Source organism: Corynebacterium sp. Marseille-Q4381, assembly GCF_036881695.1.
Classification (GTDB): domain Bacteria; phylum Actinomycetota; class Actinomycetes; order Mycobacteriales; family Mycobacteriaceae; genus Corynebacterium.
The window spans coordinates 60,385-74,927 of record NZ_JBAJNR010000007.1 but is presented as its reverse complement, the minus strand read 5'-3'; the positions used below and the strand labels follow the sequence as shown (position 1 = coordinate 74,927).

The 14,543-nt window shown below is 64.5% G+C and carries 12 protein-coding genes; 6 read left to right on the top strand and 6 right to left on the bottom strand.

Going from position 1 to position 14,543, the window contains the following annotated elements; all coding sequences use genetic code 11:
- Window positions 1-6: 6 nt before the first annotated feature.
- From V6D40_RS07445 to V6D40_RS07425, 5 genes are all read right to left on the bottom strand, one after another.
- Entirely contained in the window at window positions 7-1,290 is a 1,284-nt protein-coding gene (locus V6D40_RS07445) for a DUF445 domain-containing protein (protein WP_334289729.1), read from the bottom strand.
- Between the two features lie 107 nt (window positions 1,291-1,397).
- Complete coding sequence (locus V6D40_RS07440) at window positions 1,398-1,769, bottom strand: hypothetical protein (protein WP_334289728.1); 372 nt, start codon at window positions 1,767-1,769, stop codon at window positions 1,398-1,400.
- A 67-nt stretch (window positions 1,770-1,836) separates the two neighbouring features.
- Window positions 1,837-2,586, bottom strand: a complete 750-nt coding sequence (locus tag V6D40_RS07435) for a succinate dehydrogenase/fumarate reductase iron-sulfur subunit (protein ID WP_334289727.1) — start codon at window positions 2,584-2,586, stop codon at window positions 1,837-1,839.
- Window positions 2,587-4,656, bottom strand: coding sequence for a fumarate reductase/succinate dehydrogenase flavoprotein subunit (locus tag V6D40_RS07430; RefSeq protein ID WP_334289726.1), 2,070 nt, complete (start codon window positions 4,654-4,656; stop codon window positions 2,587-2,589). It abuts the gene before it with no gap.
- Between the two features lie 21 nt (window positions 4,657-4,677).
- Window positions 4,678-5,451 carry a succinate dehydrogenase cytochrome b subunit gene (locus tag V6D40_RS07425; protein ID WP_334289725.1) on the bottom strand — a complete coding sequence of 258 codons (774 nt, stop codon included), beginning with the start codon at window positions 5,449-5,451 and terminating at the stop codon, window positions 4,678-4,680.
- A 267-nt stretch (window positions 5,452-5,718) separates the two neighbouring features.
- Between V6D40_RS07425 and V6D40_RS07420 the strand changes: the two genes are divergently transcribed.
- The gene (locus V6D40_RS07420) at window positions 5,719-6,189 is read left to right on the top strand and encodes an SRPBCC domain-containing protein (RefSeq protein WP_334289724.1); all 471 of its coding nucleotides are present in this window, start codon (window positions 5,719-5,721) and stop codon (window positions 6,187-6,189) included.
- Window positions 6,190-6,283: 94 nt separating this feature from the next.
- Here the strand turns inward: V6D40_RS07420 and lpdA are convergent, their stop codons facing one another.
- A complete protein-coding gene (gene lpdA, locus V6D40_RS07415) occupies window positions 6,284-7,696 on the bottom strand; it encodes a dihydrolipoyl dehydrogenase (RefSeq protein WP_334289723.1) in 1,413 nt (470 codons plus the stop codon).
- Between the two features lie 140 nt (window positions 7,697-7,836).
- Here lpdA and V6D40_RS07410 point away from each other — a divergent pair, with 140 nt between their 5' ends.
- The 5 genes from V6D40_RS07410 to rfbB all read left to right on the top strand — a co-directional run bounded on the left by V6D40_RS07410 (window position 7,837) and on the right by rfbB (window position 14,539).
- Window positions 7,837-9,327: an alpha/beta hydrolase gene (locus V6D40_RS07410; RefSeq protein ID WP_334289722.1), complete on the top strand. Its 1,491-nt coding sequence runs from the start codon at window positions 7,837-7,839 to the stop codon at window positions 9,325-9,327.
- A gap of 255 nt (window positions 9,328-9,582) precedes the next feature.
- A complete protein-coding gene (locus tag V6D40_RS07405; protein WP_334289721.1) occupies window positions 9,583-10,722 on the top strand; it encodes an alpha/beta hydrolase in 1,140 nt (379 codons plus the stop codon).
- Between the two features lie 301 nt (window positions 10,723-11,023).
- Entirely contained in the window at window positions 11,024-12,313 is a 1,290-nt protein-coding gene (locus tag V6D40_RS07400) for a M1 family metallopeptidase (RefSeq protein WP_442891902.1), read from the top strand.
- 6 nt (window positions 12,314-12,319) lie between these two features.
- Complete coding sequence (locus tag V6D40_RS07395) at window positions 12,320-13,528, top strand: hypothetical protein (RefSeq protein WP_334289720.1); 1,209 nt, start codon at window positions 12,320-12,322, stop codon at window positions 13,526-13,528.
- Between the two features lie 6 nt (window positions 13,529-13,534).
- Window positions 13,535-14,539 (top strand): dTDP-glucose 4,6-dehydratase, encoded by a 1,005-nt coding sequence (gene rfbB / locus V6D40_RS07390; protein ID WP_334289719.1) that lies wholly within the window; start codon window positions 13,535-13,537, stop codon window positions 14,537-14,539.
- The last annotated feature ends 4 nt before the right edge of the window (window positions 14,540-14,543 follow it).

Genomic DNA, 14,543 nt, shown 5'->3' with positions numbered 1-14,543 from the left:
TGCTCCTTACGTAAAAAACAGCAGTTGAGACACAGTGTAAATAACTAAGCCGGCCAGCGCACCGACGATTGTGCCGTTCAGGCGGATGAACTGCAGGTCCTTGCCCACCATGAGCTCGATTTTGTCCGCGGCCTCGGCGCCGTCCCACCGTTGGATCGTCTCCGCGATGATGCCGACGATCTGTCCCGCGCCGTTCTCCGCCGCGTAGTGCACGGCTTTCTCCAGCCGCTTTTCGGCCTGGGAGCGCACCTGCGGGTCGGTGGCCAACAGCGCGCCCCAATCCTGGATGGAGCTTTGCGCTTTTCGACGCAACGTCGAATCCCCATCCGTCAATGCCGCTACCAGCGCGGCCGACACCTGCTCCCAAATTCCGCCCGCCGCGGACGCGACCGCGCTCGAGCCCATGATGTCGTGCTTGAGTTCCTCCACGCGGGTGATCATGTCGCCGTCGAACTGCAGGTCCTGCGCGAACTGGTTGATGGTGCGGCGAATCGCGCGGCGCGCCTCGTGCTCGGGCTGAGAGTCGACGTCCTCCATGAACTCCGTCATCTCCCGGTAGACGCGGTCCCCTACCAGTTCCTTCGCAAACTTTGGCGCCCACTTCGGCATCCGCTCGTCGATCGCGGTGACGATCGTGTCTTCCATGCCGTCAAGCTTGCGCCTGCCCCATGCGACGATGTCGTCGACTACGGGCTCCACCTTGCCGTCGGCGATGAAGCCCTCCAGCATGCGGCCAAGCGGCGGGCCCCAAACAGGTTCCGAGACCCGTTCTACGACTTGGGTGTCGATCAGCGCCTCGGCGTCTGCTGGGTCAATGCCCTTGACAATGTTCGCCGCGAACGTTCCCGCCTCCGCGCTCACCCGCGCAGCGTTGTCCTCCTGCGCCAGCCAGCGGCCGGCTTTCTCCGGGATACCCGCCTGCATCACCTTGTCCGTGATGGTGCGCGCATTGAGGAAGTTTTCGCTGACGAACTCACTCAGTGCCTCGGCGACCTGGTCCTTCTTGTTCGGGATGATCGCCGTATGCGGAATGGGGATCCCCATCGGGTACTTGAACAGGGCTGTCACGGCGAACCAGTCCGCCAACCCGCCGACCATCCCGGCCTCCGCCGCGGCGCGGACGTACCCAACCCACCCCGGTGCTCCGCCGCGCGACTGCCACCACGAGCACGCGAGGAAGATCACCGCAGCCATTGCAAGCAGACTGGTGACGAAGATCTTGTGGTTGCGCAACACGCGCCGGCGCTCTACCTCGTTGGACGGCGCCGGCATTAGGGGTAGCGATTCCATGCTGTCGATTAAAGCAGCCCTGCCCAACATCACCTGAAACCAGCGAAAAAGGCGCTTCCCTACCCGGCTTTGGGAGGGAAGCGCCTTCGCTTACGACGCGCGGTGCGTTAGTTCACGCGGCCCGTGGTCTTGCGGTAGTTCTTGTAGTCCTTGCGGCCCATGGACAGCAGCACCGCGGCAGCCACAATGCACACGGCCATCTCGATGCCGCCGAGGATCATCAGGCGGCTGGAGAAGTCCTCGCTCTGAGCGCCCCAGCCCACGAAGTGCGCGCCAGCGCCCCACACCAGGATGCCCAGGCCGAACAGGGTGGCCAGGATCAGGCCCATCGACACCCACGTGGAGTAGCGGGACAGGGAGGAGTGCGGCGCGCCCAGCGAAACCGGGTCGTAGCCCTCGATGTACGAGTCGTGCAGCTGGGTCTGGTAGCCCGGGAACGACTCCGACTGGATGTCTGCAACCGCGTGCTGGGAAGCCATGTCTATGTCCTTACGTTTCCTGGAAAGATCCGGATCTTGTACCTAGTTAGCCACTATACGGCATGCTCTAGTCGTCGCCGCCACGGAAAGCAGCACGTGCGCGCTCCGCGTTGATGGCGCCGACAGCGTCGAGCGGGATGCCTGCCGGGCACACATCCGCGCACTCGCCGTAGAGCGAGCAGTGGCCGAAGTTGGTCTCCAGCTCGTCAACCATCTTGCGGGCGCGGCGGGCGCGCTCCTGCTGGCCCAGCGGAAGCAGCTTGAGGTGCTTCAGCTTCGCGCCGGTGAACAGGTGAGCTGCGCCGTTCGGGCACGCCGCAACGCAGGCGCCGCAGCCGATGCAGGCGGCGTAGTCGAGTGCGAGCTCGGCGTCGTGGTGGTTGACGTGCAGGGTGTCGGCGTCCGGTGCGGTGCCGGCGTTGACGGACACGTAACCGCCCTGCTGCATCACGCGGTCCAGTGCGGAGCGGTCCACAGCGAGGTCCTTGATCACCGGGAACGCGCCGGAGCGGAACGGCTCGATCTTCAGGGTGTCGCCGTCTTTGTAGTTGAACAGGCGCTGCAGACACGCAGTGGTGTTCTGGCCGGCGCCGTGCGGGCGACCGTTCACCGTGAGGCCGCAGGTGCCACAGATGCCCTCGCGGCAGTCGTGCGCGAAGGTGAAGGGCTCCTTGCCCTCCTCCACGTAGCGGTTGTTCACGTGGTCCAGCAACTCCAGGATGGACATCTGCTCGACAGCGTCGTCGACCTGGACGGTTTCGAAGCTGCCGTCGGTATCGGGTCCGGCCTGACGCCAGATCTCAAGTGTCAGTTTCATTTACTTGTAGTTCCTTGCCATCAGCGGGATCGAATCGAAGAACAGGGGTTCAGCGTGGCGGATGAACTGGCCTTCGCCGGCCGGCTCCCACGCGGAGACGAAGCACCAGTTGTCGTCGTCACGCTCGGCCTCACCGTCGTCGGTGAGGTGGTCCATGCGGTAGTGAGCACCGCACGACTCGTCGCGGTCCAACGCGTCCACGCACATAAGCTCGCCGAGGTTGATGTAGTCCACAAGGCGGAGCGCCGCCTCGAGGGTCTGGTTCATGTCGTTCGGGTTACCCGGAATGTGCAGGTTGCGCCAGAAGTCCTCGCGCAGTGCACGGATACGGCGGATGCCTTCCTCCAGGCCCTCGACGGTGCGGGACACACCGCAGAACTCGTAGAGGATGGCGCCGAGCTGCTCGTGGAAGTATTCCGGGCCGTGTGGCTCAACCGCCTGGATGCGCATCAGGGATTCGATGCGGTCCTGGGTGCGGGTGACGGCTTCGGCCACCTCCGGCGCCTCGAGAGAGAGCACTTCCTCGCCCAGGTGGTTCGCCAGGTAGTTCGGGATGGTGAACGGCAGCGTGAACCAGCCGTCAACGGACGCCGACAGCAGCGAGTTCGCGCCCAGTCGGTTGGCGCCGTGGTAGGTCCACGAGCACTCGCCGGCAGCGAAGAGGCCGTCAATCGAGGTCATCTCGTTGAAGTCGGTCCACAGGCCACCCATGGTGAAGTGGACGGTCGGTGCAATGCGCATCGGGGCCTTGTACGGGTCCTCGCCAGTGGAGTCCTCGTACATTTCGAACAGGTTGGAGTAGCGCTCGCGGATGGTGTCCTCACCGAGGCGCTCAATCGCGTCGGAGAAGTCCAGGTACGCGGAGTTGTGCAGCGGGCCCACGCCGTAGCCGGCGTTCAGCTGCTGGGAAATGGCGCGGGACGCCACGTCGCGCGGCACGAGGTTACCGAACGCCGGGTAACGGCGCTCGAGGAAGTAATCGCGCTCGTCCTCCGGGATGTCCTTCGGGTCGCGGTCGTCGCCCTTCTCCTTCGGGGTCCAGATGCGACCGTCGTTGCGCAGCGACTCCGACATCAGCGTCGTCTTTGCCTGCCACTTGGCGTTGACCGGAAGACCAGTCGGGTGGAACTGCACGAAGCACGGGGACGCGAGGTAGGCGCCACGCTCGTACGCGCGCATCATGGCGGACGCGTTGGAGTTCTTCGCCAGGGTGGTCTTGTGGTACACGTTGCCGTACCCGCCGGTGGCGAGAATAACGGCGTGGCCGGTGAACGGAGTGATCGTGCCCGTGATCAGGTTGCGGGTGACAATACCGCGGCAAGCCTTCTTGCCGTCCTCTTCCGTAATGATCAGATCCATCAGGTCGTTGTGGGTGAAGATCTCCACGTTGCCCAGGTGGATCTGGCGCTGCAGCGCGGACGCGGTCGACAGCTGCAGCTGCTGCCCTGTTTGGCCGCGGGTGTAGTAGGTGCGGGACACCTGCACACCTCCGAATGAACGGGTGGCCAGGGTGCCGCCGTACTCGCGGGCGAACGGTGCGCCGATGGCGTTCATGTGGTCGATCACGCGGACCGACTCGATGGCCAGGCGCCAGCAGTCGGACTCGCGGCAGCGGTAGTCGCCGCCCTTGACGGTGTCCTTGGTGTGGCGGTACGCGCCGTCGTTGTCCACCTTCTTGCCGCGGGCGGAGTTCACGCCACCCTGCGCTGCGATGGAGTGGGCGCGGCGGGGAGCGTCGTGGTAGGTGAAGACCTTCACGTTGTAGCCCAGCTCGCCGAGCGCGGCGGCGGCGGCGCCGCCGGAGAGGCCGGTGCCGACAACGAGGACGGTGAACTTGCGGCGGTTCAGCGGGGAGACCAAGTTCATGTGGTCCTTCTGGTACTCCCACATGTCGCGCATCCGAACTTCGTCGCGGTTCGGCTCGTTGCTCGCCAGCACCTCGCCGATGGTCACACCGGAAACTGCGGACTCTGGCTGGCGGAAGCCGCCGGTGACGTCTGCGCCCTGCGGGGCAGAAGCGGTCAGCTGGTCGCCGGAAGCGCCCTGCGCCGCGTTGATTGAGGTAGTCATAGTTTTTCTCCTAAACAGCCGTTACCTGGTAAATCCCGGTACCCAGCCGAATGCGATGGCGATCGGCATGACGATGTTGCCAATGACAACGATGAGCGGAAGAACGTAGGCGAGCAGCACCATCAGCCCGCGACCGCGCTCGCCGAGCCAGCCCAGGTCGGACACCGCGAGGTAGACGCCGTGGGTCAGGTGCAGCGCGAGCGCAACCATGGCGAGGACGTAGAACAGGGTGACCGGCCAACGCGCAGGCGCGAAGGTGGCCAGCAGGTTGTCGCGGACAGCGCCGTGGACGAACTCGTCAGACGCGACGACCTCACCGATGGTCAGGTCCAGCAGGTGGAAGATGATGAAGAGCAACAAGATGACGCCGGTGGTCAGCATCGCGCGGGTCGCGGTGGACTGCCAGCCGCCCATGAGGTTGGTGCGGCGGAACTTTCCGCGCGACTTGGACGAACGCGCGCGCAGCGCGAACGCGCCCCACACGTGCAGCACCAGGCAGGCGAGCAGCACAATGCGGACAATCCACAGGAAGCCCTCCCGCGGGAACAGCGGCTCACCCAGCGTGCGCAGCCACTCGCCGTACTCGTCGATCGGCGCAACACCGTTGGCGTTAAGCGGCATGAAGATTTTCAGGTTGCCCACCATGTGGCCGAGCACAAACAGCCCGAAGATCAGGCCGGTGATGGCCATGGTGAGTTTGACAGCCCAAGTTGGGAAAGATGGCCGCTCGCGCAGCGGCGCTTCGGTAATTTTTCCGTGACGAATGGCCTCACGGTCTGCGTTTTGTACAGTCATGGCACCTCCAGTGTCGGTTTCACTTTAAGGAAGGCGCCGCGCCCCCACACATTTTTGGCCGGCGCTTTTCTTCAGGCATCTCCCCGGCTCCTTACAGCTTCAATCATCGGACGCCACTCAGAGCCGGTAGTCGCGCCATTTTCCCGCAAATCGCGCCAATTGTGATATTGCGCACAAAGTACTGCTGCCACCCCTTTCAGCGTCAACCTTTGGTTGGTAAGTATTATCTTACCTCGCGTTATGGCGAAACGCGGTACCCTTGGGCACATGACTGAAGCAACGAATCAGAACTCCGCAACCCGCACCATCGACGCACCGGCAAAGGACATCTTCGACATCCTTTCCAACCCGGAGCGCCACAAGGAAACAGACGACTCCGGCATGGTGGTCTCCGCAGACCAGGCTGAGCGCCTGAAGGCTGTCGGTGACACCTTCACCATGAACATGACCAAGGAGGACGGCGACTACCAGACCAAGAACGAGGTCTTCGCTTTCCAGGAGGACCGTGTTATCGGATGGAAGAACGTCGAGAACACCACCGCCGAGGTGAAGGTCGGCGCCAAGTGGCTCTACGAGCTCGAGCCGGTCGACCCGGACCACACCGAGGTCACCCTGACCTACCAGCGCGACGAGATCGAGTCCGACGAGGTCCGCAAGATGAGCGAGAAGTTCGACGACGACTTCCTGGCGAAGTCGCTCGACTCCCTCGCTGCGGCTGTTGCCGGCACCGACAACTAGAGAGCCCAAAAAGCTCCCGCACGGCGCGACGCTGTGCGGGAGCTTTTTTGGGCTTTGCTTGGCGACGCTCGCCCCGTCGCCAAGCACCTGCCCCTTAGAGGTTGATCATGTGGCCTTCGACGCCGTGCGCGATCTCCTTGATCACCTCGGGCAGGGTCGGGTGAATGTGGATCGAGCGGGCGATCTCGCCTGCGGTGAGGTCGAAGCGCTGAGCCAGGACGACCTCCGGCAGGAGCTCGGAGACGTTGGCGCCGACGAGGTGGCAGCCGAGGATCTCGCCGAACTCGGCATCCGCGACGAGCTTGCCAAAGCCAGCGGTCTCCGCCAGGCCGACTGCCTTGCCGTTCGCGCTGAACGGGAAGGTGGCGACCTTGATGTCGCGGTCCGGCCACTTCTCCTTGGCCTGCTCCTCGGTGTAGCCCATGGAGGCGACCTGCGGGTTGCAGAAGGTGGCGCGCGGGGTCATCATGTAGTCCTCGATCTCGAGGGTCTCCGCGTCCGCGATGGTCTCGGCGGCGATGATGCCCTGGGCCTCCGCCACGTGGGCGAGCTGGAGCTTCGCGGTGACGTCGCCGATGGCGTAGATGTGCTCGACGTTGGTGCGCATGCGCTCGTCGATGGCGATGGCGCCGCGGTCGGTGAGCTCCACGCCGGTGTTCTCCAGGCCGTAGCCCTCGGTGCGCGGGGCGAAGCCGACGGAGATCATGACGCGGTCGGCGGTGAGGGTCTCAACGTCGTCGGAGCCGTTCTTCTTCACGTCGACCTCGACGGAATCGCCGTTGTCGCGCACCTCGGTGGTGGCGTGGCCGGTGAGCAGCTTCACGCCGAGCTTCTTGTACGCCTTGGCGATCTCCTTGGACACGTCCTTGTCCTCGTTCGGCAGGACGCGGTCCATGTACTCGATGACGGTGACGTCAACGCCGTAGTTGGACAGCACGTACGCGAACTCCATGCCAATCGCGCCGGCGCCGACGATGACCATCTTCTTCGGAGCCTCCGGGTTGAGGATCTGCTCCTCGTAGGAGACGACGTTCTCGGACAGCTCGATGCCCGGCAGGGTGCGCACAACTGCGCCGGTTGCGATGATGCAGTCGTCGAAGGTGATGGTCTTGCCCTTGTCGTCACCCTCTGTGATCTCGATGGTCTTGGCGTCCTTGAAGATGCCCAGGCCGTTGATTTCCTGGATCTTGTTCTTCTTCATCAGGTAGTGCACGCCGCCGACAATCTTCTCGGAGACCTTGCGGGAGCGCTTTTGGGCGTCCGTGTAGTCGAACTCCACGTCACCCTTGATGCCGAAGGTCTTCGCCTCGTGGTTGAAGATCTCCGCCACCTCGGCGTTCTTGATCAGGGACTTCGACGGGATGCAGCCCACGTTGAGGCAGACACCACCCCAGTACTTCTTCTCAACAACGGCAACCTTTTTGCCAAGTTGAGCTGCACGAATTGCGGCAACGTAGCCACCGGGGCCCGCGCCGAGGACAACAACGTCAAAATGTTCGGTAGTCACGCCCTACAGAATACGTCGCTTAGGCACACGAGGGGCGGCGAGTTGGCAGATTACCGGACGGTAATGCTCGCGCAGTCTGGCAAGATAAGGAACATATACGCCTCGTGCCCGCCAACTCACAGGAAGAGAGCTCACAGAGCATGAAACACACCCGCCGCGTTCTCACCACCGTCGCCGCGATCGCGCTTGTGGCAGGCGCCGCTCCAGCCGCTGTCCACCACCGCGCTGCGGAGGACGCGCAGGGCTTGCAAACAATTGCACGCATCCAGCCGGCCGACGAGCAAGTCGAGGTGGTTGCTGAAGCCTCGGAGCCTGCTGATTTAGACGAGATTGCCAACGCCGCCGCGGAGAGCGGCGCGGCGGGTGACGCGGGGGACGCGGGTGACACGGACGAGACCACGGCTGACACGACCGTCGTGGAAGCTGAGACGGTTGAGGTCGTTGAAGCGCAGGAGGTGGCCGAGGCTCCGGTTGTGAACGGCGCATCCGTCCCCGACGGCGACGGGCAGGGCTTGACCAACGTGGTGGAGACGGCGCTGCAGCCCGAGGCAACCGGCGAGGACGCCGACAACATGCCTGAAGCGGTGACGGCGCAGGACGCCGCTGATTCGCTCGGCGAAGTGCGCGAGCTGACCGCGGCACCGAAGGACTACAACGGTGAGGACCAGTATTGGTTCAGCCAGATCAGGCGGTACCGTGGCGGCGAGGCCGTGGAGGTCTACTCCCAGGCCATGGACCGCTACATTCCCGTCGCGTTGATCCGCGCGACCGACCAGGAAGGCAAGCCGGTCGAGGACGCACCGACCTACTACCTGCTCAACGGCGCCGGTGGCTCCGAGCAGAACACCGACTGGATCTCCCAGGCCGCCACCACCGTGCAGGACGTGCTGGAGAACGAGCCGGTCAACGTTGTCATCCCGATGGAAGGCGCGTTCTCCTACTACGTCGACTGGCTGACTAAGCCCGAGGAGAACAAGTACTTCAAGGGCGAGCAGAAGTGGTCGACGTTCTTGGCTCACGAACTGCGCCCCTCCATCGAGGACTACACAAAGGCCAGCGACAAGCGCGCGGTCTCCGGGTTCTCGATGGCTGCGACGTCCGTCCTGCTTCTGGCGGAGCACAACCCGGACATGTTCGACGCGGTGGGCTCGTTCTCCGGCTGTGCCGCCACCTCGACCCCGCTGCCCAACTTCTTCGTCGGCCTGACCGTCAACCGCGGCTCTGCCGGCACCGGCAGGGTCACCCCGGAAAACCTCTGGGGCCCGCGCGGGTCCGAGTACAACCGGTACAACGACGCGCTGGTAATGGCAGACAATCTCAAGGACTCCAAGACGAAGTTCTACGTCTCCGCCGGCACCGGCCTTCCGGGACAAACCGACATGCTGGGTTACCTGAAGGAGAACCAAACCTCTTCCGTGGCCCTGCAGCAGGCGCTCACCCTGTGGGTTGAGGGCGGCGCGATCGAGGCTGCTATGAACGCGTGCACCCACGACTTCAACACCAAGGCGCGCAGCGTGGGCGCAGACGTGTACTTCAACCGCCGCGCGGTAGGCACCCACTCGTGGCCGATCTGGCAAGACGACCTCAAGGTGTCCTGGGACAAGGTGATTAAGCCGGCGCTGCTCGGTTAGTTACGGCCCCCGAACGAAGAAGAGGAGCCGCGGCGCGTGCCGCGGCTCCTCTTACGCTTTCTGGCTCTTCTTAGAACAACCCGATGCCGAACGCGATCTGGGACGAAGTGGACGAGCCGAAGTGGATTAGCTGGCCGAGGACCTCGTTGATCTGCAGCTGCACGTTCTCAATCATGTGAATTCCTTTACGGGTGAGGAAGCAGTTGTGGGTTATTGTTGCACAATTTGTTTACTGTGACCGTAATATGGCCGGTTATGAGCCTAAAGCGTACCGTCACGGCCGCAGTCGCGGCAGCCGCCATTGCCCTCGGCATCACACCCGCAGCTACTGCTGCCCCGGTCAACCCCGCGCAGGTCGCAGGTCAGACCCCGGTCGGCACTGTCAAGGCTTGGAACGCGCCGGGTAACCCGCCACTGATCGTGAGTTCGGGCCTTCCGCAGGAGTGGGTCAAGCAGGTCGACCACAAGACCGTGCTGTCCTACATGGTCTACTCCCCCTCCATGCGCCGCGACGTCCCGGTTGCGGTCATCCCTGCCACCAATGCGCAGGGCCAGCGCGTGGCAAAGGCACCAACCCTGTACCTGCTCAACGGCGCCGGCGGCGCAGAGCAGAACCAGGACTGGCTGAACATGGCCCCAGTCAAGGACTTTTTCGCTGGCAAGGGCGTGAACGTGGTCATCCCCCAGGCTGGCGCGTTCTCGTACTACACCGACTGGCTCGACGAGTCGATGAACACCCCGTACATGCGCGGCCCCCAGAAGTGGGAGACCTTCCTAACTAAGGAGCTGCCGGGTCCAATCGAGCGCATGCTGAACGCCGACAACCGCCGCGGCATCGCCGGTTTCTCCATGTCTGGCACGTCTGCGCTCGTACTGCCCGAGCACAACCCCGGGTTCTACGACGCCGCCGCGTCGTTCTCGGGATGCCCGGCCACGAGCTCACCCCACGCGTACAACTTTGCGCGCCTGACGGTGAATCGCGCCGGCGGCTCTGATTTCCAGACCATCACTCCGGAGATGATGTGGGGCCCGATGGGCGGCCCGTACAACCGCTGGAACGACGCACTCGTCAACGCGGAGAATCTCCGCGGCACACGGCTCTACCTCTCCACAGCCACGGGCCTCGCAGGCCGCCAGGACCAAGTCGGCTACCTCCTCGGCCAGGGCGCACCGCAAGGCATCGCCCAGTTCGCGTCTGCCCGCCTGCAGGTGTCGGGCGGCGCGATCGAGGCCGCCATCAACCAGTGCAACCACGACATGCGTGTGAAGCTGGACTCCCTCGGCATCCCGGCCCACTACGAGTTCCGCAACGTCGGCACACACTCTTGGCCGTACTGGCGCGAGGATGTTGAGAAGGCTTGGTTCACCACCTTCGCACCGGCCTTCGGCCTGTAACTCACAGAGCCGCACGACGCCGCGACCACCGAGTCCTTTCGGATCGCGGCGTTTTTGTTGCCGCATTTCCCCAGGACATTATGCGAGGCATAATTTCGCCCCACCGGCCCCACGCGCCACACCCGCAGGTCAAGGCCCTGTTGGGATTATGCGCGGCAGAATCTCGCACCACCCGCCACATCCGCAACATAGCTGCGGTGGGTCGACAGCGGCGCAGACTGCCGCATTCCCTTAGGCAATTACGCCGCGCATAATCCCGGCAGCAACGCGAGAGCTGGCCCGCAGTAGACTTCCCCTCGATATGATCATGCACCGTCTGAACAACGAGCCCGCTGGGTCGCCGGCTTCCACGTCGAAACCCGCCACGCGCGATGCGTACACGGGTGTGGATTTCAACCTCGGTTTTCACGTCTCGCACTACAACCTGGACTTCGATTACCGGGTAGGTCCGAACCGGTTAGACGCCACCGCGACGCTTACGCTGACGCCGTGGCGCGACTTGGAAACCATGACGCTGGATCTCGTTGACGGGATGCGAGTGCGCAGCGTGGAGGCGAGCGCTGCGCCGGTGAAGCGGTTCCGGCAGTCGGGCAACAAGCTGCGCATCACGTTTGCGGAACCGGTTGAGGTGGACACTGAGTTCCGGCTTGCGGTTCGCTATGTCGGCAACCCGCACCCGCGCCGCACGACATGGGGCCACCTCGGGTGGGAAGAGCTGACCAACGGCGCGCTGACAGCGAACCAACCCAACGGCGCGCCGAGCTGGTTCCCCTGTGACGACGCCCCCGGCGAAAAGGCGACCTACACCATCGCAGTGCGCACGGACCGCGGCTACCAGGCCATCACCACCAGCACCACCCGCCCTGTCCCCGCGTACCTGGCCAGCGTCAACATTGGCCAGTTCCGCCACGTCCGTTCGGGCCGCAACACCGGCACATGGCTGCCGCGCAGCGTCGAGATGGGCGACTTCGCGCTGCAGCAGGAGATGTTGGACTTCTTCGAAACGCGCTTCGGCCCCTACCCGTTCGAGCGCTACGACGCGATCGTCCACGAAGACAACCTCGAGATCCCGCTGGAGGCAGCGGGCCAGTCAATCTTCGGCCGCAACCACACCTCGGGAGAGGAGCGCCTCATCGCACACGAGCTCGCGCACCAGTGGTTCGGCAACTCCTTGAGTATCGCCGACTGGGGCGATATCTGGCTCAACGAAGGTTTCGCCTGCTACGCCGAGTGGCTGTGGCTGGACTTCAAGGGCCGGACCACTCTGGACTCGTCGGTGACCACCCACTACAACATCCTCGCCTCTCTGCGGCCGCTGGAATTCCCGCTGGCAAACCCGGGCCCGAAGGAAATGTTCGATGACCGGGTGTACAAACGCGGCGCGTTGACCTTGCACGCGTTGCACATGGCGCTTGGTAGCGAGGCGTTCTTCTCTGCAGTGCGCAATTACACCGCCAAGTCAGCTCACGGTGTGGTGGAGCAGGGGGATTTCGCGCGGGCGTTGGGCGCTGCGTCGCCAAGCATGAAGCCCCAGATCGACGCCGTGTGGAACGCGTGGCTCCGCACCACCGCCCTTCCCCCGCTCGGGTAAACCGCTATGCGCAACCTCTCGCTCGCAACGGTGTTCTCAGCGCTCGCCGGGTTCATCCTCATGTGGGTGGCGAGCTGGGCTTTAAACGTCGGCACGGAGTACCGCTACTTCCAGGCGTACTGGGGGCTGTTCTTCGCTTCAACAGGACTTATCGACGGTGTGACCAACGAAACCACGCGCGCCGTCGCGCACGCGCGGGAAACGAAAGTCCGCGGGAGCGCCAACCCGTGGCGTTTCGCCTCCATGGTTGCGGCGTTTGTCGTGGTGGTGGTCATCGCTGCCGGCTACTGGGCGATGCGCGCGATCGTGCCGATGTCGCCGACGCTAGCCACCTCGCTACTGGTCTTCGGGCTGGTCAGCTACATCTTCCAGGCGGTGCTCGCCGGGATCTTGTCCGGCGCCGGCCTGTGGGACCAGTACGCCGGGCTTGTCGCCCTCGACTCCGGCATCCGGCTGCTGATCGCGCTCGCCGCGTGGGGGCTCGGCTGGGGGCTGGACGCGTTTTTGTTCATCACCGTCATCGGCGCAGCTAGCTGGCTCGTTGTCTTGGGCGCGTCGACGTCGGCGCGCAGCAACATCAGGATCGCGCTCGACGTGGACCGGGGCGCGTTCATCGGCCGCGTCGTCTCCGCCATGGTGGCCTCGGGCGCATCAGCGGCGCTGATCACCGGGTTCCCGACGGCGGTTTCCGCCGCGTTCGCTGACGGCGACGAGCGCGTCTCCACCATCGTCGCCGCGGTCAACAACGCTGTCATGCTCACCCGCGCGCCGGTGCTGGTGCCGCTGCAGCGCTTCCAATCCGCGCTGGTGGTCCGCTTCGTGGAAAAGAAGGACCAGATCTACCGCGCGCTCGCTGGCCCGGCGGCGGCGGTGTTAGGCGTCGGCGCGATCGGGTTCGCCGCCGCGTGGGCGGTCGGGCCGTGGATTCTGCGCGTGGCGTTCAAGCCGGAGTTGTTTGTCGGCGGGGTGACGCTGGGGTTCCTGACGCTCGCGTCAGCGATCATGGGCATGCTGATGATTACCGGCGTCGCGGTCCTGGCAACGGAGCGCCACGGCTGGTACGTCGCCGGGTGGCTCGTGGCCTCGGCGGTGGCGTTCGCGGTGCTGTTCATCGGGCCGTGGCCAGTGATCACCTCGGTGATCGTGGCCCTGTTCGCGGGGCCCCTCGCCGGCGCGTTCGTCCACGTCCTCGGGTTGTCGCGGGCGGTAACATAGCCACGCATGACAACTTTGCTGGTAACCGGTGGCGCCGGGTTCATCGGTTCGAACTTCGTGAGGCTCGCGGCGCAGCGCGGCGCCGCCGAGCGCATCGTGGTGCTGGACAAGCTGACCTACGCCGGCAACGAGGCGAACCTCGACGGCATCGAGGGCGCGGCCCTCGAGTTCGTGCTCGGCGATGTCGCCGATGCTGAGCTGGTCAGCGAGCTTGTGCGCCAAGCGGACGCGGTGGTGCATTTCGCCGCGGAGTCGCACAACGACAACTCTCTGCGCGACCCGTCCGCCTTCGTGCAGACCAACGTCGTCGGCACGTTTGCTCTGTTAGAGGCCGTGCGCGAGCACGGCACGCGCCTGCACCACATCTCCACCGACGAGGTCTTCGGCGACCTCCCGCTCGGCGGCGATGAGCGGTTTGTGGAAACGACCCCCTACAACCCCTCCTCGCCCTACTCTGCAACCAAGGCCGGCTCCGACCACTTGGTGCGCGCGTGGGTGCGCTCCTTCGACATCAACGCGACGATCTCCAACTGCTCGAACAACTACGGTCCATACCAGCACGTAGAGAAGTTCATCCCCCGCCAGATCACCAACATCCTCACCGGCCAGCCGGCGAAGCTGTACGGCTCGGGCGAGCAGGTGCGCGACTGGATCCACGTCGACGACCACAACGACGCTGTGCTCACCATCCTCGAGCGCGGCAAACCGGGCGAAACCTACAACATCGGCGCGAGCGCGCCCGGCGACGCGCACGTGACGAACAAGCAGGTCATCGAGGCCATCTGCCAGATCATGGGCGGCACCTACGAGCACGTGGCGGACCGCCCCGGGCACGACCAGCGCTACACCATGGACGCCACGAAACTGCGCGAAGAACTCGGGTGGCGGCCGCGCTACACCGATCTGCGCGACGGTCTTGCGCAGACCATTGCGTGGTACACCGATAACCGTGGATGGTGGGAGGGGGTGAAGGGTGGCGTCGAAAAGCAATATGCCCTGAGCGGACAGTAACTTG

Coding starts and splice junctions, on each gene's coding strand:
- V6D40_RS07410 (WP_334289722.1), top strand. CDS start 7,837: ATGAAACACACCCGCCGCGTTCTCACCACCGTCGCCGCGATCGCGCTT.
- V6D40_RS07440 (WP_334289728.1), bottom strand. CDS start 1,769: ATGGCTTCCCAGCACGCGGTTGCAGACATCCAGTCGGAGTCGTTCCCG.
- V6D40_RS07430 (WP_334289726.1), bottom strand. CDS start 4,656: ATGACTACCTCAATCAACGCGGCGCAGGGCGCTTCCGGCGACCAGCTG.
- V6D40_RS07405 (WP_334289721.1), top strand. CDS start 9,583: ATGAGCCTAAAGCGTACCGTCACGGCCGCAGTCGCGGCAGCCGCCATT.
- V6D40_RS07425 (WP_334289725.1), bottom strand. CDS start 5,451: ATGACTGTACAAAACGCAGACCGTGAGGCCATTCGTCACGGAAAAATT.
- rfbB (WP_334289719.1), top strand. CDS start 13,535: ATGACAACTTTGCTGGTAACCGGTGGCGCCGGGTTCATCGGTTCGAAC.
- V6D40_RS07420 (WP_334289724.1), top strand. CDS start 5,719: ATGACTGAAGCAACGAATCAGAACTCCGCAACCCGCACCATCGACGCA.
- V6D40_RS07400 (WP_442891902.1), top strand. CDS start 11,024: ATGATCATGCACCGTCTGAACAACGAGCCCGCTGGGTCGCCGGCTTCC.
- V6D40_RS07395 (WP_334289720.1), top strand. CDS start 12,320: ATGCGCAACCTCTCGCTCGCAACGGTGTTCTCAGCGCTCGCCGGGTTC.
- V6D40_RS07435 (WP_334289727.1), bottom strand. CDS start 2,586: ATGAAACTGACACTTGAGATCTGGCGTCAGGCCGGACCCGATACCGAC.
- V6D40_RS07445 (WP_334289729.1), bottom strand. CDS start 1,290: ATGGAATCGCTACCCCTAATGCCGGCGCCGTCCAACGAGGTAGAGCGC.